This window comes from Collinsella aerofaciens ATCC 25986, assembly GCF_010509075.1.
GTDB lineage: Bacteria > Actinomycetota > Coriobacteriia > Coriobacteriales > Coriobacteriaceae > Collinsella > Collinsella aerofaciens.
The window spans coordinates 1,582,427-1,608,226 of the sequence record NZ_CP048433.1 but is presented as its reverse complement, the minus strand read 5'-3'; the positions used below and the strand labels follow the sequence as shown (position 1 = coordinate 1,608,226).

At 59.2% G+C, this 25,800-nt stretch carries 23 protein-coding genes; 12 read left to right on the top strand and 11 right to left on the bottom strand.

The window, feature by feature from the left end; all coding sequences use genetic code 11:
• Positions 1–70 precede the first annotated feature (70 nt).
• From GXM19_RS07325 to GXM19_RS07315, 3 genes are all read left to right on the top strand, one after another.
• Complete coding sequence (locus GXM19_RS07325) at positions 71–3,202, top strand: DUF7601 domain-containing protein (RefSeq protein WP_040359581.1); 3,132 nt, start codon at positions 71–73, stop codon at positions 3,200–3,202.
• A 95-nt stretch (positions 3,203–3,297) separates the two neighbouring features.
• On the top strand, positions 3,298–3,831 hold the full coding sequence (gene lepB / locus GXM19_RS07320) for a signal peptidase I (RefSeq protein ID WP_162010724.1): 534 nt from the start codon (positions 3,298–3,300) through the stop codon (positions 3,829–3,831).
• 51 nt (positions 3,832–3,882) lie between these two features.
• Positions 3,883–4,701 carry a DUF7601 domain-containing protein gene (locus GXM19_RS07315; protein ID WP_040359582.1) on the top strand — a complete coding sequence of 273 codons (819 nt, stop codon included), beginning with the start codon at positions 3,883–3,885 and terminating at the stop codon, positions 4,699–4,701.
• Here the strand turns inward: GXM19_RS07315 and GXM19_RS07310 are convergent.
• Positions 4,698–5,888, bottom strand: coding sequence for an IS256 family transposase (locus GXM19_RS07310; RefSeq protein ID WP_040358202.1), 1,191 nt, complete (start codon positions 5,886–5,888; stop codon positions 4,698–4,700). The genes GXM19_RS07315 and GXM19_RS07310 overlap by 4 nt on opposite strands.
• A gap of 105 nt (positions 5,889–5,993) precedes the next feature.
• Between GXM19_RS07310 and GXM19_RS07305 the strand changes: the two genes are divergently transcribed.
• From GXM19_RS07305 to GXM19_RS07295, 3 genes are all read left to right on the top strand, one after another.
• Positions 5,994–6,356, top strand: coding sequence for a DUF7601 domain-containing protein (locus GXM19_RS07305; RefSeq protein ID WP_006235672.1), 363 nt, complete (start codon positions 5,994–5,996; stop codon positions 6,354–6,356).
• A gap of 20 nt (positions 6,357–6,376) precedes the next feature.
• Positions 6,377–7,111 (top strand): class B sortase, encoded by a 735-nt coding sequence (gene srtB / locus GXM19_RS07300; protein ID WP_006235673.1) that lies wholly within the window; start codon positions 6,377–6,379, stop codon positions 7,109–7,111.
• 142 nt (positions 7,112–7,253) lie between these two features.
• Positions 7,254–8,345 carry a GGDEF domain-containing protein gene (locus GXM19_RS07295; RefSeq protein ID WP_050766162.1) on the top strand — a complete coding sequence of 364 codons (1,092 nt, stop codon included), beginning with the start codon at positions 7,254–7,256 and terminating at the stop codon, positions 8,343–8,345.
• 255 nt (positions 8,346–8,600) lie between these two features.
• Here GXM19_RS07295 and GXM19_RS07290 read toward each other — a convergent pair whose 3' ends face one another.
• The 8 genes from GXM19_RS07290 to GXM19_RS07255 all read right to left on the bottom strand — a co-directional run bounded on the left by GXM19_RS07290 (position 8,601) and on the right by GXM19_RS07255 (position 17,947).
• Positions 8,601–10,541: an ABC transporter ATP-binding protein gene (locus GXM19_RS07290; RefSeq protein WP_006235675.1), complete on the bottom strand. Its 1,941-nt coding sequence runs from the start codon at positions 10,539–10,541 to the stop codon at positions 8,601–8,603.
• Positions 10,534–12,291, bottom strand: coding sequence for an ABC transporter ATP-binding protein (locus GXM19_RS07285; RefSeq protein ID WP_006235676.1), 1,758 nt, complete (start codon positions 12,289–12,291; stop codon positions 10,534–10,536). Before GXM19_RS07285 ends, GXM19_RS07290 begins: the two co-directional genes overlap by 8 nt.
• A gap of 121 nt (positions 12,292–12,412) precedes the next feature.
• On the bottom strand, positions 12,413–12,841 hold the full coding sequence (locus GXM19_RS07280) for a MarR family winged helix-turn-helix transcriptional regulator (RefSeq protein WP_040359584.1): 429 nt from the start codon (positions 12,839–12,841) through the stop codon (positions 12,413–12,415).
• Between the two features lie 121 nt (positions 12,842–12,962).
• Positions 12,963–13,277 (bottom strand): type II toxin-antitoxin system RelE/ParE family toxin, encoded by a 315-nt coding sequence (locus GXM19_RS07275; RefSeq protein ID WP_006235678.1) that lies wholly within the window; start codon positions 13,275–13,277, stop codon positions 12,963–12,965.
• Positions 13,270–13,533, bottom strand: coding sequence for a type II toxin-antitoxin system Phd/YefM family antitoxin (locus GXM19_RS07270; RefSeq protein ID WP_006235679.1), 264 nt, complete (start codon positions 13,531–13,533; stop codon positions 13,270–13,272). Before GXM19_RS07270 ends, GXM19_RS07275 begins: the two co-directional genes overlap by 8 nt.
• A 188-nt stretch (positions 13,534–13,721) precedes the next feature.
• Positions 13,722–15,641: an ABC transporter ATP-binding protein gene (locus GXM19_RS07265; RefSeq protein ID WP_006235680.1), complete on the bottom strand. Its 1,920-nt coding sequence runs from the start codon at positions 15,639–15,641 to the stop codon at positions 13,722–13,724.
• Entirely contained in the window at positions 15,634–17,448 is a 1,815-nt protein-coding gene (locus GXM19_RS07260) for an ABC transporter ATP-binding protein (protein WP_040359586.1), read from the bottom strand. The genes GXM19_RS07265 and GXM19_RS07260 overlap by 8 nt, the downstream gene beginning before the upstream one ends.
• Positions 17,441–17,947, bottom strand: coding sequence for a MarR family winged helix-turn-helix transcriptional regulator (locus GXM19_RS07255; protein ID WP_006235682.1), 507 nt, complete (start codon positions 17,945–17,947; stop codon positions 17,441–17,443). Before GXM19_RS07255 ends, GXM19_RS07260 begins: the two co-directional genes overlap by 8 nt.
• 390 nt (positions 17,948–18,337) lie before the next feature.
• On the opposite strand from GXM19_RS07255, the gene GXM19_RS07250 reads away from it, so the two are divergent.
• Both GXM19_RS07250 and GXM19_RS07245 read left to right on the top strand, forming a co-directional pair.
• On the top strand, positions 18,338–19,162 hold the full coding sequence (locus GXM19_RS07250) for a PfkB family carbohydrate kinase (protein ID WP_006235683.1): 825 nt from the start codon (positions 18,338–18,340) through the stop codon (positions 19,160–19,162).
• Positions 19,155–19,484: a TIGR04076 family protein gene (locus GXM19_RS07245; RefSeq protein ID WP_006235684.1), complete on the top strand. Its 330-nt coding sequence runs from the start codon at positions 19,155–19,157 to the stop codon at positions 19,482–19,484. Before GXM19_RS07250 ends, GXM19_RS07245 begins: the two co-directional genes overlap by 8 nt.
• 132 nt (positions 19,485–19,616) lie before the next feature.
• Here GXM19_RS07245 and GXM19_RS07240 read toward each other — a convergent pair whose 3' ends face one another.
• Both GXM19_RS07240 and GXM19_RS07235 read right to left on the bottom strand, forming a co-directional pair.
• Entirely contained in the window at positions 19,617–20,063 is a 447-nt protein-coding gene (locus GXM19_RS07240) for a low molecular weight protein-tyrosine-phosphatase (protein ID WP_040359588.1), read from the bottom strand.
• A gap of 51 nt (positions 20,064–20,114) precedes the next feature.
• Positions 20,115–21,359, bottom strand: coding sequence for an MFS transporter (locus tag GXM19_RS07235; protein ID WP_050766163.1), 1,245 nt, complete (start codon positions 21,357–21,359; stop codon positions 20,115–20,117).
• Between the two features lie 251 nt (positions 21,360–21,610).
• Here GXM19_RS07235 and GXM19_RS07230 point away from each other — a divergent pair, with 251 nt between their 5' ends.
• The 4 genes from GXM19_RS07230 to GXM19_RS07215 all read left to right on the top strand — a co-directional run bounded on the left by GXM19_RS07230 (position 21,611) and on the right by GXM19_RS07215 (position 25,795).
• Positions 21,611–22,480: a hypothetical protein gene (locus GXM19_RS07230; RefSeq protein WP_006235688.1), complete on the top strand. Its 870-nt coding sequence runs from the start codon at positions 21,611–21,613 to the stop codon at positions 22,478–22,480.
• Between the two features lie 79 nt (positions 22,481–22,559).
• Complete coding sequence (locus GXM19_RS07225; RefSeq protein WP_006235689.1) at positions 22,560–23,453, top strand: aldose 1-epimerase family protein; 894 nt, start codon at positions 22,560–22,562, stop codon at positions 23,451–23,453.
• Between the two features lie 257 nt (positions 23,454–23,710).
• A complete protein-coding gene (locus tag GXM19_RS07220; RefSeq protein ID WP_006235690.1) occupies positions 23,711–24,637 on the top strand; it encodes a transporter substrate-binding domain-containing protein in 927 nt (308 codons plus the stop codon).
• A gap of 9 nt (positions 24,638–24,646) precedes the next feature.
• Positions 24,647–25,795, top strand: coding sequence for an amino acid ABC transporter permease (locus tag GXM19_RS07215; protein ID WP_006235691.1), 1,149 nt, complete (start codon positions 24,647–24,649; stop codon positions 25,793–25,795).
• The last annotated feature ends 5 nt before the right edge of the window (positions 25,796–25,800 follow it).

The window sequence follows — 25,800 nt, the reverse complement described above, 5'->3', positions numbered from 1 at the left end:
AAACCCAAACTTTCTTAACCAAGCTACTGGCTGGTCGACGACCTCTCCGAATGAGAGAATCGGCGAGACGATGAAGCTCGAGCTTTCCACGCAGCTCCTCAAGCCCCAAACGAACACCAAACAAGCTAACGGCAATCACTTTGCGCTTGCGTGGAATTTTAGGCCACAGGGCACCAATCTTTATTTTGAACCTGGATCAACCTACACCACCTTTTCCACCCAGAGCGGCGCCACGTACGAGTGGGGCCTAAACCATCGCGCCGCAACCGACCACGACGTGCTGATGCTCACGATGGGTCCTCAACAGGAGAATCTGTCGATTAACAGCGCAGGCCAAGACCAGCTTATGCAGCTGCGGGCTTGGCTTAAGGCGCAGGTCAAGATGCCCCAGGGAAATACCGTTGAGCAGTACACCGTTTACAGCGATCCCTTTGCTGCAAACGGCGGATTTGCTGGTAACAGTGCTGATGGATCCCACTTTTCGTTTGAACAGAGCGACGGTCGCATCGCGCTTTCTGTGTGGCTCGTAAGCTCTAACGGACAGGGTTGGTTCTCCTTTGGCACCAACAGCACGCATTATTATCGAGATCTTCCCGAGGAAGACGATGAGTTTGCCTATCAGGCTGACTATACCGCAGCGTCCGACAAAACGATGCTTGCGCTGACTTGCTACGATTCAAATCTTACGGGGGAGAACGAACAATACCGGGAGTGGTTTGGTAATCTGGTCAACGACGTTCACGTGGAAAAGCAGGGCACACGCGACATCTATAGCGACTTTGCCAAGGTGTATTGGGAAAATTCGTCCGAGACCATGACAACGCTCACAAACTATGCGTTCTCGACCTCGAATCTTAAGAACGAGAATACGAACATTGCTAACGGCAGCTTTGAAGAGGATATACATCTAGGGAACCAGAGGCCCAGCAAGTTTACGTTGTGCTCGCCCCATTGGCGTACGACCGAGACGGACCATCGTATCGAGATCGTTGCCAAGAACGACTACTATATCGACCCAGTTGGGCATTCTGTTACGTTTACGCCCTCCGATGGTGACTATGCAGCCGAGCTCAACGCACACGAGGCGAGTTCGCTCTACCAATATGTGACGACCGAGCCGGGAAAACAGTACGAGTGGGGGCTCGACCACCGCGGCCGCTCGGGTCGAGACGCCATGGCCCTTATCATCGGTCCGCGACAAGAAAACGAGCCGTACAAGGACAATCAAAAGGCACTCGATCAGTACCAGCAAATTGTTCAATGGATTCAAATGAGCGTCGACAACTATGTCGGCTTGGATGTGGTCAATTTTTCCCAATCGGGCTGCAGCAAAAAGATCATCCTGTATTCAACCAAGTTTGACAAAGTGGGCGGATTTGCCAATGCGTCCAGCGGAAGCGCGTTCTCATGGACGGCCGATGCGGAGCATACCGAAAAATGGTGCGTATGGATCATGGCGTCCGAAAACGACGCGTGGGCTTCCTACGGTTCCAACGCGCTCGAGCAGAGCAAAAAGGTTGACTACGACTATACCTACACCATTCCGGATGGCCAAAACCAGAGCGTCTTTGCTTTTGTGGCCTACAACACGGCCAACGGGAGCAATTCGACCGGCAACTTCCTCGACAATATCTCGTTTAGGGAGTTCTATCGCATCGAGACATACACGACGCCCAACGGAAGCGGAACGTATTTTTATAACGCCAATACCAAGACGGCGGACTTTACCTATGCCAAAAACTACGTAGGTAAACAGGAGAAGAACTCCTACTTTATGGTCGATGCCAAACGCGATGACGGGGCAGTCTTTATCGGTGCTTTTGTCAACGGCGAGTTCTATTCCGCAGACGACGACGCACATTGGACCAGATTGGAAGATGGTACCTATCGCTTTGAGGTCGACAAGGTCACAAAGCACTACAAAGTGCACCTCGTGTTTTCCAAGGCAGGCGTTCAATACGATGTGAACGGCGGCAAAGCGTATCACTACGATCCGTACAATGAGTCCACGGGCGATTTCGTACAGCTTTCTGGCGCTGGAGCGAGCTATACCTCCCATGCTGCCGTTGGACAAAACGACGACTGGAAGTTTATGGGCTGGGAGTACGCGGGCTCGGGAAAAGCCGTTCGCTTCGATGCCAAACACACGGTGACCCATACAGCTCCCGAGGGCACCACGGATTCCGGCACTCTTACCATTAAGGGCAAGAAGGTCAATCCGGATACCGGTGCTGTGGGCGATGCGGTAACCGTCGAAAACATTCCCGAGAGCCAGGGCGCGACGTTCGTGGCGCAATGGAAGTATCGTCAGGCCTTTGTTGCCCAGCTTAAAAATGCCGATGGCACGTGGAGCAACGTAACGACGGGCGGCACGGTCAGCTCCAAGCTTAAGGGGGCAAAGGGCTCCATCGATGCCGGGGATGGCTCGGGCAAGGACGAGGACGCGTACAAAAAATCGGGCGTTGCCTACTTTGTGGATGACGGCACGTTTGTGGAGGCGGTGGCCGCTCCCAAGGAGGGCTATCACTTTGAGGGTTGGTACGACCTATCGAATCCGGACGCCCCGGAGCTGCTGTCGTCTTCACCCACCTATACGTACAACGTAAAAGATCGCCATACGGGATGCGTATACGCACGATTCACCCCGCGCACCTACACACTCAAGGTTTCCAAGAGCGTTACGGGCAATATGGGCGACAAGCGTGCCTACTTTAAGATGACGGCGACCTTTACGGGCCTCAAGGCTGGTCAGACCTACGCCATCGAGTATTCGGATGCGTCTGCCCAAGGCAGCCATGCGCTCGTGGCGCGACCGAATGATCGGGCCGAGACCGTGGAAAACAAGACGGCCTTTACGGCCGATGGCCAGGGCAAGGCGACCGTGCCGTTTGCCGTTAAGGACGGCCTGACCGTTTCGATTAAGGCGCTGGATTACAACGCGGTCTATACCGTGAGCGAAGACGATTATTCGTCGTTGGGGTACCACGCCGAGCTTACGGGTGCGAGCGGCACGCTCAACGGTCCGCGTGTGACCGTTGCCGTTGAAGCTAAGGCCACCAATTCCCGACAGGTCGCGGTGCCTACGGGTATTACGCGCAACCCCATCTATGCCCTGGCGATTTTGGCCGCCGGCGTGCTGTTGGCTACGGGCATGGTTGCGCTGCGTTTACGCCGCGGCTCCAAGAGGGGCGGGCGCCTATGAGAAGACATGGCGCCAGCAATGCTGGTGATGGGCCAGCCGCACGAGCGGCCCCGCAGGGAAGACCCCGGGGCTCGCGGTATTCGGCCGCGTCGAACGTGAGGTTGGGCGCCCATGCGGCGCCAGATCTGGGAGAAGCGGACGACCGGCGCGATATCGTGGGTTTTCTGGCGCGCTTGGCATTTTTTGTCGTGACGCTCTGGCTGCTCTTTGGCGTGGTCTTGGGCGTGGGTGCAGTCACGACTGGCGAGATGGCCCCGCGTATCTGTTCGGGTGACGTCATGCTCTACTGGAGGTTCAGCCAGAGCTTCAACGAGGGTGACGTGGTGGTATACACCGCGGATGGCGCAGAGCGCCTAGGCCGCGTGGTTGCCCGTCCCGGTGATGAGGTCACGATTACCGAGGAAGGCGAGCTCATGGTTAACGGGGCTGTTGTTGTGGAAAGCGACATCACCACGCCGACGCCGCGCTATGAGTCTGCTGTGGACTATCCCGTGCGCCTGGGAACGGATGAGTTCTTTGTACTGGCAGATTTGCGTGAGGGCGGCCACGACAGCCGCCTGTACGGGCCGATTGCCCGCTCGCAGATCAAGGGCAACGTGATCAGCGTGCTGCGCAGGTCGAACCTGTAGGCACGGAGATTGGTTTTATTAAGGGCATATGCCCGAGAGGAAGGATACAACATGAAAACTGGAAAGAGACGACTGACAGCATTTGCAGTTGTGGCTGCCACGATGCTGCTGGCTTTGGTGGGAGTTGTCGCGCCCGCGTGGGCGGAGGACAGTGCCGCTCAACCGCATCTGCCGGTAAAAGACAACAAGGTTACGATCACCTCGACGCTTACCATGAATGAGAATGCCGTGGTGCCTAATGCGACGTTTAACTATTCGATTGCGCCGGCGGATGAGGAGAGTGAGCTTACGAGCACGAGCGGTATGCCCGTTTATGCTGGAGTGACAGACGCCGTCACGCTTTCGCCGACTTCCGTTAATTTTTCCAACAAAGGCCTTACAAGCACAGAGAATACCGGTGAGAAAACTAAGACAATAACCGCCAAACTGAGTGCCGAAATTAAAACCTCTCTGTTCAAGGCTCCGGGTATCTATCGATATAAAATTACGCAGACGCCGTCAGGGCTGGACGGTCTCAACGTTACATACAAGGAGCTCTTCCTGGATGTTTACGTAGAAAACGAAGAGAATGGCGGTTCGGGCTATGTTGTTAAGGGCTGTATTCTTAGAACAGAAGCAGGCTCGGGCGAGAAGACCGCAGGTTTTTTGAACAAATATGTCACCCATAAGCTGACCATCACAAAGGTCGTCAAGGGCAACCAAGGTGACAAGAATAAGGACTTTAATTTTACCTTCACGATTAAAGGCGCTGACGGGGAGAGCTATGAGTACGCCACTGTGAAAAACGGTGCCACCACCATGAGCCAAACTGGTACCGTCAAGATTCTTTCGCAAATTGATTTAGCCGTCTCCGGCCCCGTCCTCTTCTAGCCCTCCGCCTTTCCCCTCAGCTCGTCCATCTCCTCCAGCTTCGACATGTCCAAGTACCTCCTCTTGCCCCACTCGTGCTCCACTATGTACTTCAGCCTCGCCGTCACCAACATCAGAGCCGAATTGCCGTCTGGGAAGGTCCCGACGACCCTCGTCCTCCTCCTGATCTCGCGGTTGATGCGCTCGATCCCGTTGTTCGTCCTGATCCGGCGCCAGTGCTCCGGTGGGAATTCCGTGTAGGCAAGCGTCTCGGCGAACCCGTCGCGCACCGTCCTCGCGGCCGCCCCGAGCCTCATCGATTCCAGCTCCTCCGCCACCTCCTCGGCTTTTCTGGCGCATGCCTCGCGCGATTCCTGCGCGTGGATCGCCTTCAGCATGCGCGCCGCGGCCTTCCGCCTGGTCACGGGAACCCTTCCCAGCACGTTGCGGTAGAAATGCACCGTGCAGCGCTGGTAGCGGGCCCCGGGGAACACCTCCTCGAGCGCACCGAGCATCCCCGCGCACTTGTCGCCGGTGACGAGCCGTACGCCGGAGAGCCCGCGTCCCTTGAGCCAGGAGAAGAATTCGCGCCAGGACTCCGCGGACTCGGTGTACCCCTCGGAGCAGCCGATGACCTCCCGGTCGCCGGCGGAGTTGACGCCGATGGCGACCAGCACGGCCACGTTCTCGTAGGACCCTCCCCAGCTGCGCTTGAGGTAGATACCGTCGACGAAGACGTAGGGGTAGCCGCCCTCGAGCGGCCTCTGCCGCCATGTCTCGATGGACGCGAAGGCCCTCTCGTTGAGGTTGGAGACGGTGCCGGAGGACACCGGCGCTCCCCACAGGAGCTCGGAGACGTCCTCGATCCTCCTGGTGGAGACGCCCGCCAGGTACATCTCGACGATGGCCTCCTCGACCGAGGTCTCGCGCCTGCGGTAGCGCTCGATGACGGCCGTCTGGAAGGTCGCCCCGCGGAGCTTCGGCACGCTGAGCTCGACTTCCCCGGCGCCCGTGACGAGCCTCCTCGTGTAGTGGCCGCTGCGGTAGGCCTCCCGGCCCGCCGTCCTCTCGTAGCGCTCGGCCCCGACGAGCTCGGACGCCTCCTCGTCGAGCAGTGCGTTGAGCGTCTCCTCGACGGTCTTCCTCACCAGATTCTTTATGTCGTTGCGCAGCGACTCCTCGTCGACTGATACGATGTTCGCAGACACGGCCCGTGCCCCCTTCGTCGGTGATTTGTTGTTTAGTCGCTAGAAATCATATGACGGGGCGCGGGCCGTGTTCCGCTATGCGGTTGTCAATTTGCGAAAGAAATTATGCGTCACCGCCAAACTCCAGCTACGTCGGGAACTGCGGTTACCGTAAGCCTTAAGCATGGGGAATCCGTCATCGTTTACGGTCTCTCATCGGAGGATAAATTCGCCGTAACTGAGGCGGATTATCATGGCGACGGTTATAAGACGTCGTACAAGATTGGTGATGGCACCAATTCGACAGAAGGTAGCTCTATTGTCGAGGAAGCTATCGGTGCTTACGACACCACGGTGATCTTTACCAACACCAAGGATGTTACCGTTCCGACCGATGTTATTCGGACGGTCGTTCCCTATGCGGCAATCGTCGCGTTTGCTGCCGTGATGGGCGTGGTCTTCTTCCGTCCTCGTCGTAATCGTCGTTAAAACAGCGAGGATTACAGCCGATGGAGCTTAAACGCATAGCTCGGCTGGCGAGAGCCGGCGACCGCGTGCTTACGTGGTTTGCCGGCTTTCTCGTGCTGCTCATGCTGCTGTACGGGGGCTATTCGCTGTGGGATACAAACAACGTTATGAACGGCGGGTTCATCAGCGATGAGCTGCTGCACTACAAACCCACCGGGACCAACGATTGCGCACGCCTGCAGGATCTGATGGCCAAAAATCCCGACGTTGTCGGATGGGTCACCATCGATGGCACCAACATCGATTATCCCTTCGTTCAGGGAAAAGATAACCAGGAATACCTCAACAAAAACGTGTTGGGGGAGTCCGCGGTTTCGGGAGCGGTGTTTTTGGATACGCGCAACAGCCGCGCGATGACCGATCCCTACAATCTGCTCTATGCGCACCACATGGATAACGGTGCGATGTTTGGCGATGTCGATCGGTTTCTAGACAGGGGCTTCTTTGACCTGCACCGCACGGGCACGCTCTACACAAAGGATGGGGCGTTCCGGCTGCGCATCGTTGCCGTGTGTTCGTTTGCTGCGAGTGATGACATTATCTTTGGGCCGGGAAACCTGGACCAGGCCTCGATGCAGACGCTGCTCACGCATATCTCGCAGACGGCGGTGCATGCGGACATGGATGACGTTGGCCCTGATTCGCGCATCATCGCTCTTTCTACCTGCAGTGATAAAACAAACGGGCGCCGAGCACTTATAGCAGAGGTCTTGTAGCTCATTGAATATTCCGATTAAGCTGCGCCCCATAGGCTGCATCAAGTTTGAGGCTCTCGGTCCATCATGGTAGAGTTGTCCGCGCGTGAATTTCGGCACACTGCGCGCTATCTGAGCTTTTACCGTTTGGAGGAGTGAGCTTGTGAATGCTTCTGTCGCCAAGAAGGCCAGCCAGGCGGTGCGCCTTCTGATGATGGCGCTCACGGCAGTTCTTATCTTTTTCTTCATCAATGTCATGTTGCTCGTCTCCGACATCCAGGGCACGGCGCGCGTGGTCAACTACGCCGGTCTGGTGCGCGGCACCACGCAGCGAATCGTTAAGCTCGAGGATGCAGGCCAGCCACAAGACGACCTGCTCAAGGCCGTTGATTCATACATTAGTGGTTTGCGCTACGGAAGCGACGACCTCAATCTCGTCCGTCTCGATGACGATGAGTATCAGGCAAAGATGACCGAGCTCGCGAGCTATTTTGACAAGCTTCGCACCGAGATTGCCCGTGTGCGCGAAGTCGGCTACGAGAACACCGACATCATCGCCATGAGCGAGGAGTTCTTTGGCATTTGTGACGATGCCACGAGGCTTGCGGAGGACTACTCCCAGGAGAAGGCCACGGCGCTCAATCGCCTTGAGGGTTTGGTGATTATCGACATCGTGGGCCTGGTGGCGACCTTTGCGGTCGAACTTGCTCGCGCGGTGCGCACTGCCGCGCTCAATCGCGAGCTGCAGAACAAAGTCTATCTCGATGAAGCCACGGGACTGCCCAACAAGAACAAGTGCGAGGAAATCTTGGGGCAGGGGCATCCCGTTTCCGCCGAAGCGCCTGTTGCGCTGTGTGTTTTCGATCTTAACAATCTGCATACGGTCAATAACAGCTTTGGCCACGAGAAGGGTGACGAGTACATCCGTTCTTTTGCCCAGCAGCTGGGGTGCGTGGCGTCCGAGACCTGCTTTGTGGGCCGCGACGGCGGCGATGAGTTTATCGCGGTGCTGTGGGATGCCGATCGAGCTGCCGTGGAATCCTGTCTCGCTCGGATTCGTGCGAACGTGAGCGAGTATTCCGAGGCTCACTCCGACATGCCTATCAGCTACGCGGTGGGCTATGCGCTTTCTAGTGATTATGATGAACCGCCCACGATGCGCGAGCTCTTTTCCCAGGCCGACAAAAACATGTACATCGACAAGAACCGCATAAAGATGGCCGAGCCAGCCGGGCCGCAACGCGAGGAACGGTAAGCCTGTAACAGAGGGCGGCTAATTTGAAGGCAGCTAAAAAGCCCCGTCCCAAAAAGACTGCCATGAAAAGAGGTCCTGGCCATTTGGCCAGGACCTCACTAACTTTTATTCCGTTCAAATGAGGAGTTGACTGCGCGCAGGGCTCCGTCTCGGGAGGGCGGCATTTTACCTCCGCGCGCAGTTTCGCAGCGCAGCGAGAATGTTTGAGCACGGAGGTAATATGCCGCCCTCCCGAGACGGAGCCCGTGGGTTTACCTACTCGAGCTCAAACGCACCCGTATACAGCTGGTAGTAATACCCGCGCTTGGCAATCAGCTCATCATGGCTGCCGCGCTCGATAATCTGCCCGTGATCCAGCACGCTGATCAGGTCGGAGTTGCGCACCGTGCTCAGTCGGTGCGCGATCACAAACGTGGTTCTGCCCTCCATCAGCGCATCCATGCCGCGCTGCACCAATGCCTCGGTGCGGGTATCGATGCTCGACGTGGCCTCATCCAAAATCATCGCGGGCGGGTCGGCCACCGCGGCGCGCGCGATGCTGATCAGCTGGCGCTGTCCCTGTGAAAGACCGCTGCCGTCGCCCTCGAGTACGGTGTCGTAACCGTTCGGCAGCATGCGGATAAACCCGTCGGCGTTGGCCAGGCGCGCCGCCTCGATGCACTGCTCGTCCGTGGCGCCGGGGCAGCCGTAGCGGATGTTGTCCATGACGGTGCCCGTAAAGAGATTCACGTCTTGCAGCACCACGCCCAGGCTCCGGCGCAGGTCGGCCTTGCGGATCTTGTTGATGTTGATCCCGTCGTAGCGGACCTTGCCGTCGTCAATGTCGTAGAAGCGGTTGATAAGATTGGTGATCGTGGTCTTGCCGGCGCCCGTCGCACCAACGAGCGCGATCTTCTGCCCGGGCTCAGCTTCGAGCTCGATATCGTGCAGCACGAGCTTTTGGGGCACATAGCCAAAGCTCACATGGTCGAACATAATATGCCCCTTGAGCGGCACGAGCCCGCAGCCGCCATCGTGATGTGGGTTCTTCCAGACCCAGCGCTCGGTTCGCTCGCTCGTTTCGACAAGCGCGCCGTCCGCGTCCTCGCGCACGTTGACCAGCGTCACGTAACCGTCGTCGGACTCGGGCTTCTCATCCATGAGCGTAAAGATGCGCCCGGCGCCCGCAAGCGCGATGATGATCGAGTTGAGCTGGTTGGACACTTGCGCTACGGGGTTCATAAAGTTGCGCGTGAGCGTCAAAAACGATGCGATGGCGCCGAGCGTGAACGTGTCGAAACCGGTAAGTCCCAGGTTGGGTGTCCCTGCGATGGCCATGTAGCCGCCGAGCACAGCCACCACCACATAGATCAGGTAGCCAAGCGCGTTCATCATGGGCATGATCGAATTGCCCACGCCCTGCGCGTTCGTCGCAGCCTTTGCCCAGGCACGGTTGAGCTTACCCATTCCGGTACGTGCGGCGTCCTCGTGACAAAAGACCTTGATGACCTTCTGCCCGCCGACCATCTCCTCGATGTAGCCGTTGAGCGCGCCGAGTGTATCTTGCTGCTCGATAGAAAACGCCCCGATGACCCCCGTGATGCGGCCCACGAACACGAGCACCGCCGCCATGAGCACGCAGACTACCACGGTGAGCCCCACGCTCATCCAAAGCATGCACACGAAGACCGCGACCAGCGTGAATGCCGAGCTTACGAGCTGCGAGAGCGACTGCGCGATCATCTGGCGCAGGGTGTCGGTGTCGTTGGTGTAGAGGCTCATGATGTCGCCGTGCGCGCGTGTGTCGAAGTAACGCAAGGGGAGCGTCTGCATGTGCGAGAACATATCGTCGCGGATGCGTTTGAGCGTGCCTTGCGCCACAGTAACCATCGCGCGGTTGTAGACGAGCGTGGCTGCAACGCCCACCACATAGACAGCGCCGATGGTGATGAGCGCGTGCGCAAGGCCCGTCCATATGGGAGCGTCGGTCGCCAAAAGCGGGACGATGTAGTCGTCGATGAGTGCCTGCAAAAACATCGACGACGCGGCGCTTGCGATAGCAGAGATCAGGATGCACGCGACGACGAGTACAAGCTGCCCTCGGTAGCAGGACATATACGAGAGCAGGCGCTTGACGGTTGCCATGTCGAGTTGCATCGCGGGCATGTCGGCGCCCGGTGCCGCTCCGTTTGCGGGGCGTTTATTCTGCTTACTCATCCTCTGCCGTTCCCTTCTGCTGCGACTCAAAGACCTCGCGATAGATATCGCTCGTGCACAAGAGCTCCTCGTGCGTGCCCACCGCGCTGATGCGCCCGTCGTCCATGACCACGATCTTGTCGGCGTGCATGACCGAACTCACGCGCTGCGCGATCACGATCTTGGTCGTGGCGGGCAGGTACTCGGCAAGGCCGCGTTGGATCTTGGCGTCGGTCTTGGTGTCGACGGCGCTCGTGGAGTCATCGAGTACGAGCACGCGCGGCTTGGCCACGAGCGCGCGGGCGATGCACAGGCGCTGCTTTTGCCCGCCCGAGACGTTGGTGCCGCCCTGCTCGATCATGGTCTGGTAACCGTCCGGCAGCTGGTCGATAAACTCGTCCGCGCAGGCGAGCTCGCAGGCGCGCACCAGCTCTGCATCGTTGGCCTCGGCGTCACCCCAGCGCAGGTTCTCGGCGATGGTGCCGCTAAAGAGCTCGTTTTTCTGCAGTACCATGGCCACCTGGCCGCGCAGCGCATCGAGGTCGTAGTCGCGCACATCGATGCCGCCCACGCGCACGGTGCCCGCGGTGACGTCATAGAGACGGGCGATCAGATTCACAAGGCTCGACTTGGACGAACCCGTGCCGCCGATGATGCCCACGACCTCGCCGCTCTTGATGGTGAGGTTTACGTCCTCGAGTACGTTTTTCTCGGCCTTGCTCGCGTAGGCAAAGCTCACGTGGTCAAACTCCACGGAACCGTCCGCAACCTGCGTGACGGCGCGACCGGGCTCGGGGCTCGCGATGTCGCTCTGTTCGTTGAGTAGCTCGGCGATGCGCTTGGCCGAGCTCTGGGCAATCACGATGAGCGTAAAGACCATGGAGAGCATCATGAGCGCCATAAGGATTTGCGTGGCGTAGGTAAAGAGTGCGGTGAGCTGTCCTGTGGTGAGGCCGAGCGCGGCGTTGTTGCCCGAGGCCACGATGGCCCTAGCGCCGAGCCACGAGATGAGTATCATACATGCGTACATGCAGGCCTGCATGAGCGGCGTATTGAGTGCGATGAGGCGCTCGCCGCGGGCGAAGTCCTCGTAGATGCGTTGGCTGATGGCGCCGAACTTGCCGATCTCGTGCTCCTCACGGTTGAATGACTTGACCACGCGGATACCCGCAATGTTCTCCTGCACTACGTTGTTAAGCGTGTCGTAGGTAGCGAAGACGCGGTTGAAGATGCTGCTTACGCGCCACATGATGAGTCCGAGCGCGATGGCAAGGATGGGGATCACGGCTAGGAATACAAACGAGATCTGCCGGTTGATGGTAAACGACACGATCCAGCAGAACGCGAGCATCACGGGGCCGCGCACGCCCATGCGGATGATCATCATGTAGGCGTTTTGCACGTTGGTGACGTCGGTGGTGAGGCGCGTGACGATCGAACCGGTAGAGAACTTGTCGATGTTGCCAAAAGAGAAGGTCTGCACGTTGTCGTACATATCGTCGCGCAGGTTGGCGGCGAAGCCCACCGAGGCGCGTGCGCCCATCCAAGCGCCGCCGGCGCCCACTCCAAACTCGAGAACGGCAAGGAGAAGCAGGGCGATGCCAAGGCGCCAGACCTCGCCCATGTTGCCGGCCTGGATGCCGCGGTCGATAAGGTCGCTCATGACGAGCGGGATGGCGATCTCGAGTATCACCTCCAGGATGGAAAGTAGGATGGCGGTGACGGAGCTCTTGCGGTATTGCCGCAGGCTCCGTGCAAGCGTTCGTATCATGCATGTTCCTTTCGGTACGAATCGGGCTGAAATTACGTAGCAAGCTACGGAATAGGGTGTAAAGAAGCCCGTCGCAGGCGGATCGAATCCGGTGGGCGACGGGTGCTGATGAGGCTATTGTTTATTGTTTGCAGACGTTGGCGTAGATTCGCCTGAGCATGCGGATGAGCTCCGTCTGCTCGCGTTCATCAAGGCCGGCGAGCAGCTCTCGATCGCGTTCGCGCATGGTGGCACGCATGCGATCACCGGCATCGTGTGCCTTGTCCGTAAGCTCAACGACCTTATTACGTCGGTCATCCTCGGCTACCCAGGTGCGCACGAAGCCGTTTTTCTCGAGCCGGCTGACGAGGCCGGAGACCGTTGGGTGAGAGACCTTGAGGCTAGTTTCGATCTCTTTTTGGAGCGCTCGGCCCGCATGCTCAATGAGGTAGACGATCACCTGGCTTTGCGCAAAGGTGAGCCCTTGCTCCTTGAGGTCCGCATCGGCAGACGCCTGCATGCGCTCGTTGATTACCTTAAACAGGGGTCCAACAGCATCTTCGGGAACCATTCCAGCCACCATCCTTTCTGTAGCATGTTACGTTTATAGCACAACCAGAAGCATGCGACACATTCTTCACGAAACTGTCCTCGCTTTACGGCCTTTGGGGTCGTCTAATATCGGGACCTGACTATTCGGCAAACAATATCTGCAGGTAATCGCGTTTTCCGTGGAGAACACGGTCAATATAGACCTTCTGGTGAAAGCGGTAAAACGCGAGATAATTGTCACAGATCACGAACCGGTAATCGGAGCGTAGGGGATAGATCGAGGATAGTGGCGTGCCCGACTCCGGGAAGCTGGAGAGCAGGTCTATCCGAGCGAGGATACCCTCTACGATTCTCTCCGCTGCTGCGGGATTGTCCTGTTCGATGGCAATGTAGTCCCAGATGTCGTCGAGATCTTGCAGAGCCAGCGGAGAGTAGACGACCTTGCAGCTATGCATGGCTTGCAGCCTTGCGGCGGAAGTGTGCGGCGACGTTATCTGATGAGACCCATCCGCTCTCCTCGCCTGAGTTGCGCCCACGCTCAAGCTCGGACATCAGCGTGCTAATGGCGCAAAACCGGTCGTAATCTTTCATGTCGAGTACCGCGTAGCAACCGTGCCCGTTTTTAGTCAGAAACACCGGGGAGCCCTCGTGGACATCGGAGAGCACCTCGTTGTAATTGCGTAAATCGGAAACAGGCTTAATGGCAGGCATATAAGGCTCCAATCGATGTGCGGGAACTTACGATAAATTATACGATTAATATGCAGCACCTGCCAGTCAAAACGCCCCACACAAAACAAGGCCCTGGCCAAACGGCCAGGGCCTCACCATTTCTCTTCAGCTTGCGAGAAAAGACCGCGCGCGCAGGAGCTCCGTCGGGAGCGTAGGGCTATTTTGAGCTACTCGAGCTCAAATGCACCCGTGTACAGCTGGTAGTAATACCCACGCTTGGCAATCAGCTCGTCGTGGTTGCCGCGCTCGATAATGCGGCCGTGGTCCAGGCAGATGATCGCGTCGGAGTTGCGCACGGTGGAGAGACGGTGCGCGATGACAAACGTCGTGCGGCCCTCCATGAGCTTATCCATGCCTGCCTGCACGATGGCCTCGGTGCGGGTGTCGATGGAGCTCGTGGCCTCGTCCAGAATCATTGCCGGCGGATCGGCGACGGCAGCACGTGCGATCGAAATCAGCTGGCGCTGGCCCTGCGACAGCTGTGCGCCGTTGCCGGTGAGCATCGTGTCGTAGCCGTCGGGCAGGCGGGTGATAAAGTCGTCCGCGCCGGCGAGCTTTGCCGCCGCGATGCACTCCTCGTCGGTGGCGTCTAGGTTGCCGTAGCGGATGTTGTCCATCACGGTGCCGGTGAACAGGTTCACGTCCTGCAGTACCACGCCCAGCGAGCGGCGCAGATCGGCCTTGCGGATCTTGTTGACGTTGATGCCGTCGTAGCGAATCTTGCCGTCGGCGATGTCATAGAAGCGGTTGATGAGGTTGGTGATGGTCGTCTTGCCCGCACCGGTGGCGCCGACAAACGCGACCTTCTGGCCCGGCTTGGCAAACACGGACACGCCGTGCAGCACCTCGTGGTCGGGCGTGTAGCCAAAGTCGACGTTGTCCATGACCAGGTCGCCGCGCAGCGGTACGTACTCGATCTCGCCGGTTGCGCGGTGCGGGTGTTTCCATGCCCACATGCCGGTGTGGTGGTCGGCCTCCTCGAACTCCCAAGTCTCGGGGTTCACCTGCGCGTTGACGAGCGTCACGTAGCCTTCGTCGGCCTCGGGCTCCTCGTCGATGAGCTCAAAGATGCGGTCGGCGCCGGCGAGGCCCATGACCACGGCGTTGATCTGCTGCGAGATCTGACCGATCTGTCCGCAGAACTGCTTGGTCATGTTGAGGAACGGCACCACGACGGCGATGGACAGCGTCATGCCCGAGATGCTCAGGTTGGGCACGCCCAGCGCCAGGAAAATGCCGCCGGCAAGGGCCACCAACACGTAGAGCAGGTTGCCCAGGTTCATAAGGATAGGCATGAGGATGTTGGCGTACATGTTGGCCTTCTGCGAGACCTCGAAGAGCTTTTCGTTGCGCTCGTCAAAATCGGCCTCGGCGGCAGACTCGTGGCAGAATGCCTTGACGACCTTCTGGCCGTTCATGACTTCCTCGATATGGCCCTCGACCACGCCGAGCTCGGACTGCTGCGCAATAAAGAAACGCGCGGAGTTGGAGCCGAGCAGCTTGGTCATAAAGGTCATAAAGACGACGCCGGCCACAATGACCAGGCACATCCACACGCTGTAGTACAGCATGATAAAGAATACCGTGACGATGACGATGGTCGTCATGAGCAGGTTGGGCAGCGACTGGCTGATCATCTGGCGCAGCGTGTCGATGTCGTTGGTGTAGTGGCTCATGATGTCGCCGCGCTGGTGCGTGTCGAAGTAGCGAATCGGCAAGTCCTGCATGCGGTTGAACATCTTCTCGCGCAGCTTCTCGAGCGAGCCCTGCGTGACGATGGCCATGGCGCGGTTCCAGAAGAGCGAAGACAGGATGCCGATGCCGTAGATGCAGGCGAGGGTGGTCACGAGCTGTGCGATCTTGGGCTGTGCGGCTTCCCAATTGCCCGACTGCCACGATTCGCTAATAATCTGCAGGGCGCTCTGAAGGAAGGTCGCGCCGATGGAGTTGATGATGGCGCAGAGCACCACGCCGACGACGACGAGGGGCAAAAGCACGGGGTAGAAGCCAAAAAGCGTCTTGATGAGGCGCGACATGGTGCCGCCCTTGCGGTTGAGTGCGCGCTCGGCGGTTGTTGCCTTACTCATGTGCCTCGCCTCCTTCCTGGGTCTGAGCTTGCGTTGCGGATGCCTCGGTGTCGGCCTCGCCGGCCCCTTCGCCCTCGGCAGACATCTTGTTTTGCGAGGTAAAGGTCTCGCGGTAGATCTCGCTCGTCTTGAGCAGCTCGTCATGGTTGCCGATCTGCGCGATACGGCCACCCTCCATGACGATGATGCGGTCTGCGTCCTGCACGGAGCTGATGCGCTGGGCGATGATGAGCTTGGTCGTGTTGGGCAGATAGCTTGCCAACCCTGCGCGAATCTTGGCGTCGGTCTTGGTGTCGACGGCGCTGGTGGAGTCGTCCAGGATCAAGATCTTGGGGCGACGCAGCAGGGCACGCGCAATGCACAGGCGCTGCTTCTGACCGCCGGAAACATTGGAGCCGCCCTGCTCGATCCAGGTGTCATAGCCCTTGGGGAAGCCGTCGACAAACTCATCGGCGCAGGCCAGATGTGCCGCCTCGCGGACTTCCTCGTCGGTGGCGTTCGGGTCGCCCCAGCGCAGGTTCTCGGCAATGGTGCCGCTAAACAGCACGTTTTTCTGTAGCACCATGGCCACTTGGTGGCGCAGGGCGTCCAGGTCGTAGTCGCGCACGTCCATGCCGCCCACGCGCACGGTGCCTTCGGTGGCGTCGTACAGACGGGCGATGAGGTTTACAAGCGTGGACTTGGCCGAGCCGGTACCGCCGATGATGCCGATGGTCTCGCCGCTCTTAATGTGCAGGTCGATATCGTCGAGCGCCTGGCGCTTCGCATGCGCGGAATACTTAAAGCTCACGTGGTCAAAGTCGATGGAACCGTCGGCAACCTCGAGCGCGGGCTCGGCGGGATCGGCGATCGTGGGCTCGGCGGCCAGCACCTCGGTAATGCGGTGCGCCGATTCGTCGGCCATGGTCACCATGACAAAGATCATCGACAGCTGCATCAGGCTCATGAGGATCTGGAAGCCATAGGTAAAGATCGAGGAGAGCTGGCCCACGTCGAACAGCGTGCCCTGGCTCGTGATGATGAGCTTGGAGCCCAGGTAGATGATGACGACAAACGCGCCGTTGACGCAGATGTTCATCATGGGGTTGTTAAAGGCGAGCAGCTTCTCGGCGCGGGTGAAGTCCATCTGGACGTCTCGTGCTGCGGTCGCGAACTTTTCCTTCTCAAAGTCTTCGCGCACGTAGCTCTTGACTACGCGCATGCCGGTGACGTTTTCCTCGACGGACTCGTTAAGGGCGTCGTACTTGTGGAACACGCGCGAGAAGATGGGGCGCACCTTAAAGATGATAAAGAACAGTCCAAAGCCCAGCAGCGGAATGATGACCAGGTAGACCATGGCAACGCTGCCGCCCATGATAAACGCCATGGTAAAGGCGAAGATCAATACCAGCGGCGCGCGTACGGCGATACGGATGATCATCATAAAGGCCTGCTGCACGTTGTTGATGTCGGTGGTCAGGCGCGTGACGAGCGAGGAGCTCGAGAACTCATCGATGTTGGCAAAGCTGAACGTCTGGATCTTGTAGAACAGGTCGTGACGCAGGTTCTTGGCGAAGCCGCAACTCGCATGGCTGCAGGTGACGCCGGCAGCGGCACCAAAAGCAAGCGACGTCAGCGCGATGAGCACCAAAAAGCCTGCGGTGGGAAGCATCTCGGCCACGGTGGCGCCGTCTTTGATGGCGTCGATCAGGTTGGCGGTGATAAATGGAATCAGCATCTCGCAGAGCACCTCGCCAAGCACGAGCAATGGCGTGGCAACAGTGACTTTCATATAGTCGCGGATGCTGCCCATGAGGGTTTTAATCATCCAGTTCCTCCCAGGTTACACGGATTTTCTCGAGCATTTCGGCGAGCTGCTCGCGCTCGTCGTGAGTGAGGGCGCTAAAGGCCCGTTCTCTAAAGCGGATGCGGGCCGCCTGGTCGATGCGGGCGTTTTCCCGGCCGGTTTCGGTCAGGCGAATGGTGAGTTGCCGTCGATCCTTGGGGTTACGGCTGCGCTCGATGAGGCCGTTGACCTCGAGCTTGGACAGGATCTCGGAAAGCGACCCCGGCTTGAGGTCAAAGTGCATGCCGAGTTCCTGCTGCGACATCTCGCCGCCGGGCTGCTTGGCCAGCAGGCAGATGATGGGCGCCTTGCCGGACACGCCTCCGCCATGAAAATGCATGTAATGGCCGCAAAAACCCAGGCCGCTCAGGATGCGCTTGGCGAGTTTGTCTTCGGCGCTGACCGCTTCGGGTATGTCTACCGGTTGCGACGGGTCACCGCCGGGCTCGTGCGAACAAAGGTTAAGAGGTTCATCGCACATGAATTAGTGTTGCTCCTTTCTTTAGTTAGGTAGTGGAATTGTTTTGTGCCTAACCAATTTAGGAGCGTGAGAAATCAATGTCAAGGTACCAAACTTATTAAGTTACGGCGTTTTGCCAAACGCCGTAACCGCTCGACGCTGCAAACCCGCCAGAGCGGCAATCTGCCTTTCAACTTCGGCGGCATGACCAGAAGGTCAAGATAGTCGTTGGGGACGTTCTTGTTTGACTAGTCATTTAAGAACGTCCCTAATGACTAACTTCCTCCTTCCCGAAACCTTTCCGCAACAATTTGCCCTTCGCACTGCTCGACTCCGCTCGCAACGTCCCCTGCGCTACACTTAGTTGCACTGTGGCGCCGTTGCGCCGCGCCCGAACTAAGGGGGACACTCATGAAGAATACTCAGCTGCTGCTGATTAACGATATGTGCGGCTACGGCAAGGTCGCGCTTTCCGCCATGCTGCCGGTGCTGTCGCACATGGGCTACCGTATCCATAACCTGCCGACGGCGCTCGTTTCCGACACGCTCAACTACCCCAAGTTCTACATCCACGACACCACCGAGTACGTGCGCCAAAGCCTCGCTATCTGGGAGGAGCTCGGCTTTGAGTTCGACGCCATCTCGACCGGCTTTATCGTGACCGAGGAAGAGACGCGCATCATCTCGGACTTTTGCCACCGCCGTGCGCAAAAGGGCACCAAGGTGTTCGTTGACCCCATCATGGGCGACAACGGCAAGCTCTATGCGGGCGTGCCCGAGTCCACGATCGGTCTCATGAGGCACCTGCTCGAGTGCGCCGACTACGCGGTTCCCAACTACACCGAGGCCTGTTTGCTCACCGACACGCCTATCGTCGAGCAAATTACGCCCGATGAGGCCCGCGCCCTTGTGGACGCCGTGCGCGAGCTGGGTGCCAAGTCGGTGGTCATTACGAGCGCCGTAGTCAATGGCACGAACGCGGTTATCGGTTACGACCATGTGGCGGGGGAGTACTTTACGATTCCCTTTGAGCTCATTCCGGTCTATTTCCCGGGCACGGGCGACACGTTCTCGGCGGTGCTCGTCGGCCGCGTTATGGCAGGCTGGAGTCTGCAGCGCGCGACGTCCGATGCCATGCGTGTGGTGGCTGAGCTTATCGAGCGCAATGCCGACCAAGAGGACAAGTCGGCCGGCCTTCCCATCGAGGCCTGCCTGGATGTGGTTGACCATGAGTAACGCCGACGAGAGCAGCACCGAGGCAGCGGGCGAGAACAGGCCGCTCGGCGCGCCGCGTGGCAAGCGTCCGCGTATCCGTATTAGCTGCGTGGACCAGCTGGGTGCGTGCCGTTGTCACCACGGGCACAAGCCGGGCGATGTCTTCGACTTCGATCGCGATCGCGGCAAGATGTGCGCCATGGCCTGCCACGTGGGCTTTCCCTATATCGATATCCTGCGCTATGGCGGGACCGTGCCTGGCAACGAGCCCGGCATGGCAAAGTTCTGCTGCCCCGAGGTCGATACACTGAACGTCTGGCTTGCCGAGATCGTCGACGAGTAATCGAGCGTGGATTTTCTCCCGTTTAGAGCGTACTTGAGCGCTCAAAGTGGGAGATTGTCCACACTCAATTTGTATGCGGGAGATTATCCACGCTCATTTTGCGCCGAAGACGTGGCCCGCGACCTCGCTTGCCTACAGCTGCTCGAGCATGGCCGTGCAGCCGGCGAGCACGTCGCGGTACGTGGCATCGAAATTGCCGGTGTACCAGGGGTCGGCCACGTCGCCGGGGCGCTCGGTCCAATCGAGCAGGCGCGAGATCTTGCCGTCGGGGTCGTCGCCAAAGATGCGACGCAGGCCACGGGCGTTCTCGGCATCCATATAGACAATGTGATCCCAGTTGCCATACTCCGCGCGACGTACCTGACGTGCGCGATGTGCGACGACGGGAATCCCAACCTCGCGTAGCTTGGCAACAGTACCGTGATGCGGCGGGTTGCCGATCTCCTCGGTCGAGGTCGCGGCAGAATCAATGACAAACTCGCCCGCGCGCCCGGCGCGGTGCACCAGCTCGGTAAACACCGACTCGGCCATCGTCGAGCGGCAGATGTTCCCATAGCAGATAAACAGTACGCGTTGCATATGCGGTTTCCTTTCGATCGCCATCATCGAGTTCGAGTATCGCACCTACGCCTACGCCCTCGCCCGCTTGCGCTCCCAGCGAGCCAACTTAATCGTCACCAGCGTGAGCGCCCAGGCCACAAGCGAGAACGCGGCGCCCACTGCACCCACGTACGCAATGCCAATGCTGCTTACCACGGCGCCGCCCACTGCGGTGCCAAACGAGATGCCGACGTTAAACGCCATGGGCTCAACCGAACTTGCGAGTACCATCGACTTGGGATGGCGGCTGCGTGCCACGTCCATAAAGTGCGTGATGCATGAGACCGAGAACAGGTACATGAGCATCGCCAGGCTAAAGACAAAGACCAGCGCGAGCGGCATGGCGGCGCCCACGGCAAACAGCCCGAGCAGTGCCGCCGCCTGCAGCACAAACGTAACCAGCAGCGCCTTCATGCCAAAACGCGCATCGATCCATCCGCCCAGGATGTTCGAGATCAGGCAGAACACGCCATAGGCCATAAGTGTGGTGCTCGCCTGAACGGTATCCATGCCCAGCACCTGCTCCAGATAAGGCGTCACGTAGCCGTAGAATACGTAGACCGAGCCCACGCCAAACAAGAAGATGAGCATGCCGGTGATGATACTCGGCTCGCGTAGTAGCCCCGCCTGCTCGCGGAAGGTGGCGGGCTCATCGGTCTGCCCGGCGCGAGGCATAAACGCCACGAGCGCGCTACAGATCAAAACGGCAAAGGTCAGCGTGCCGTACATGGCCACGTGCCAATCGAGTGTGTCGGCCACAAACTTGCCAATCGAGGTCACAAAGACCATCGCCACGGAAAACGCGCCGTACACGACCGAGATGGCAAGTGAGGTTTGCTGCGGGGATAGCAGCTCAGGGATGTACGTCACGCCCACGGCGAGCAGCGCACCCGAGACAGAGCCCAGGACAATGCGTGAGATAAACAGCACCTGGAAGTTGGGGGCCAACGCCATGACCAGGTTGCCGAGCACAAAGACGACGCTATAGCACACGAGCAGCTGGTAGCGGCGGAATCGCCCCGTGCTGAGCGCGAGCACCGGCGTCGCGATAGCGTAGACGAGCGCAAACACGCTGATGAGCTGGCCCGCAGTGGCAAGTGATATGCCGAGTTCCGTTGCCAAGTCGCTTTCGATGCCGATGACCACGAACTCGGAGCAGCCGAGCGAGAATCCCAACAGCACGAGCAGCGCCAGGCAGAGCTTGGTGCGCGCGGGGGAGAGCGCGGCGGCGGTTGGCTTACTTTTAGGCGTGGTTGCGGCGGTCAAGGTTGTCACTCCAATGTCGCATGAATAAGCGGGATTCAATCCCTGCAACTCTAACAGAATGTGACAAAGGGACAGTCCCTTTGTCACATTGCGCTGCCGGCCAGTCGCTTAAACCGTCACAACATTCGGCGAAAATCTCGAAATCGAAGAAAAGCGTCGAATGTTGTGATGGTTTTCCTATCTGTGCCGGCGAGCCGCCGTGCCGTCTGGGGGTATAAGACTAGCGAGTGTTTATTTGCGAGGCCTAAGGGGCGCCCCGTATGGATATCGATAACTTTGAATGGTGGTATAGCGAGGGCGAAGCTCCGGATGAGGAGTGGGACGAGCCTACGCCGCGTGGCGTGTCGAGCGACGAGGACGAGACCGGCAACGACGTCGCCGCCGACTCGGACGCCGCCCTCGACCCTGTCGAGCCCCTGACCTTCGAACAAGCTTGGGCCCAGGCCGAGGCTGACGAGGCCAAGGCCGACGCTACGGCCACGCTCGGCGAGCCAGCCGACATGTCGATCTCGCCGGCAAAGACCCCGCAGCCGCGTCACACTATCGACCCCGACAGCACGGCATCCTTCAGCATTCTCGACGTGCCCTCGCAGGGTGCCCAGGCGCCCGCACCCACACGTCGCCCCAATCTGTCTCGCGAGGAAGATGCAGGACGTCGCTCGCCGCTCGGCCCCATCCTTATCGCCTTTATGGCCGGCGTTATCGCATGCTCGGTAATTGGAAACGTCTGGAGCCATGTGGAGCAACAGCGCAAAGATGCCGCCAAGGTCGAGATGTCTGTCGAGCAATCGCTCAGCCGCACGCGCTCGGTGCATGTGTCGGTCGAGGTCAAGGACGGTGCGACATGGGACACCGCCCGCGGCGATAGTCAGATGCTCATCCACATCGTGGGCCGCACGCTCAGGGGGCAGGCGATTGACGAGTATCAATATGTCAACTCCGCTGGCGACGGCATCGAACTCAAGCCCGGCGACTACGAGCTCACGGTCGACGAGCCGCCCGTCGCCACCGATGGCACGCGCTTCCGCGCCTCAAAGCGCATGGTCCCCGTGAGCTTTAACTCACAGGCGCCCGATACGGTCGACAGCACACCGCAGGGCGGGTTCGACCTTTACGCAATCGCTCAATAACTGCGCCTGCCGCCTCTCCGTGCCGCCAAGAGTGGCACAATAGCCCTCGACACTGTTGTTTACTTTTGGAGGAAGTAGCATGTCCACCGTCACCACCATCAAGCGCGGCGGCCTCACCGCGGCCATCGATTCCATGGGAGCCCAGCTCACGAGCCTTGCCCTCGACGGCAACGAGTATCTGTGGCAGGGCGACCCGGCCTTTTGGGGCAAGCACGCGCCCATTCTGTTCCCCATCGTGGGATCGCTGCGCAACAACACAGCGACGTCTGCGGCTGGCACCTGCGAGATGCCGCGTCATGGCCTCGCGCGCATCGTCGAGCACAAGCTGGTCGAGGTCTCCGAGGACGGCTCGTCCGTCACCTACGAGATCACCGATACGCCCGAGTCGCTCAAGGCTTTCCCCTTCCACTTTAAGCTCAACATGACCTATGCCCTGACTGGTGACGCCACGCTCACGCAGACCTTTGCCGTCACCAACACCGGCGACGTGGACCTGCCGTTCTCGGTGGGCGGCCACCCTGCATTTAACGTGCCCGCCCCCGGTGCCGAGGACGAGACGTTCGAGGACTACGAGCTGGCATTTACCGAGGCTTGGACCAACGAGGCCCCCGTCATCACGCCCGACGGTCTTATGACGTTCGAGGGCAGTTACAAGGCTCCCGATAACTCGGACGTGCTGCCCATCACGCACCGCAGCTTCGATAACGACGCCATCATGTTCACCGATACCCCGGGCTCCACGCTCACGCTGCGCGGCCGCAAGTCGGGCCACGGCGTCAAGATCGACTTTGAGGGCTTTAAGTACATCGGCGTGTGGTCTGCCGCCAACGACGCCCCGTTTGTGGCGCTCGAGCCCTGGACCGGTCACACCACCATGGACACCGAGGACGACGTCTTTGAGCACAAGGTCAACACCATTACCTTGGCTCCCGGCGCTACCGATAAACGTAGCTTTAGCGTCACCTTGCTCTAGAGGTTCCGCCGTTCTAACGAACGGCGGACCAGTCGACGCTGCGCGCCACCCGGAGCGACAATTTGTCATTCAAAAGGCAAGGCATGACCAGAAGGTCTATGCCTTGCCTTTTTTATGCCAAGCGGTGCATGGGGGACAGGTTGCTTTGCGCCAATCGTCCTCGTGTGTCTATTAATTTTTCGCGCACATGCCGCGCCGCTGGTTGCGGGCGTATATCCTGTCTTATTGTCAGTAACACAAAATAGGGAAGGCACCAGATGCAACCTCGGCAACAGCGCGGCATGCAGACCCAGCCGGTATGCAGCCGTCGCATCTTTTTGGGAAGCGCTCTCGCTGCGAGCGCTTCCGTCGTCGCCGGCGCGCTCGCCGGCTGTCAGCGCCCGTCCACGCTCAAGGTGGTTCAGCCCACGACGGGCGGCGGTCGCGACGACCTGTCCGATTCCGTGATCGGCAAGGACAAGATCCGCATTGGTATGGAGGCGGCCTACGCCCCGTACAACTGGCAGGTTTCCGAAGCCAGTGAGTACACCATCCCCATCGACAACGTGCAGGGCGCCTATGCCGATGGCTACGACGTGCAGATCGCCAAGATCGTCTGCAAGGCCCTCGGTGGCGAGCCCGTTGCCGTCAAGCAGAGCTTCTCGGGCCTCATCGATTCGCTCAACAACGGCCAGATCGACCTCATCATCGCCGGCATGAGCGCCACGCCCGAGCGCGAGGAGTCGGTCGGCTTCTCCGACCCGTACTTCATTGGCTACTTTGGCCTGTTCGTAAAAGAGGGTTCCCCCTACCAAAACGCCACCAAGCTCAGCGACTTTAGCGGTGCCACGGTACTCGGCCAAAAGGACACCATGCTCGATACCGTCATCGACGAGATCCCGGGCGTTGTGCACAAGAACCCGGTCGATTCGGTTCCCACGGTGTTCTCGAACCTGCTGCAGGGCACGTGCGATGCCGTGACCTACAACACCGAGAACGAGAAGGGCTATATGGCCCAAAATCCCGGTATCGTCCCCATCCATTTTGCCGAGGGCGAGGGCTTTAAGCAGGAGGTCGCGGCAAACGTCGGCTGCCGCAAGGGCTCGGACAAGCTGCTTAAACTCATCGACAAGACACTCAAGGGCATTAGCCAAGAGGAACGCGACCAAATGTGGGACGCATGCCTCGATCGTCAGCCGGCATAGGGAGGCAGCATGAAAACCATCAATCGTCTGGCCTCCTTTATCAAGGCCGACCACCGTTATGTGTACCTGGGCACGAGCGTTGTCGCGGCGCTCGGCCTGGCGTTTAGCCAACGCAATCCCACACCGCTGAGCTTCTTAGCCCCCACCGGTATCTTCCAGGATTGCCTTTGGGCGATTCTTTGGGCCTGGATTGTCGTGTCGGCGGCGGCGCTTGTCACCAAGCTTATGCACTGGAGTGACTATCGCGAAACGTCGCCGTTCGCATCCGAGCGTTTCCACCGCGTCGCGCGCCTGGGCAGCTATGTCGTGGCCGCCATCGCGGCGATCTTTTTCGTGGACCGCTGCGTCATGTCGTTTATCGACCTGGTACAGGTGAGCATCGTCTCGGACTCCAACCCCAGCGACTTTTTGTCGAGCCTGGTCTACATGACCTACAAGAGCGGGGACTTCTTCATCCGCGGTATCGAGATCACCATCGCACTTGCGACCCTTGGTACCGTTATCGCCTTTTTCCTGGCGCTGCTCTTTGTGTTCCTGCGTATTCAGACGTTCGACCGCGTGGATAACGATCTCACGCGCTTCTTTAAGAGCATCGGCCGCGGTTTTGCGACCATCTACTCCACCATCGTGCGCGGCACGCCCATGATGGTCCAGGGCCTGCTCATCTATTACGCGGGCTTCACCGTTTTGCGCGGCATGGGCTTCGAGACCGCCCAGGCCAACCAGATTTGGAGTACCTTCACCGCCGGCCTCGTCACCATCTCGCTCAACTCCACCGCCTACATGATGGAGGTCCTGCGCGGCGGCATCGAGTCCATCGACGCCGGCCAAGCCGAGGCGGCGCGATCGCTGGGCCTGTCGCAGTGGCAGGCCATGCGCAAAGTCGTGTTCCCCCAGGGCATTAAAAATGCGATTCCGGCGCTCACCAACGAGCTCATCATCAACATCAAGGATTCGTCGGTGCTCTCGGTCATCGGCGTGTTCGACCTTATGTACGCTACTACCACGGTCGCCGGCGTGTACTACCGCCAGATGGAGGTCTACTGCGTGGCGCTCGTGGTCTACCTGATCCTGACGCTCGTGGCGAGCCGCCTGCTCGAGGCCTTTGGCAAAAAGCTCGGCGCCGAGGCCCCGGCAACGCTGCCCAGCTCCAACTAGGCTCA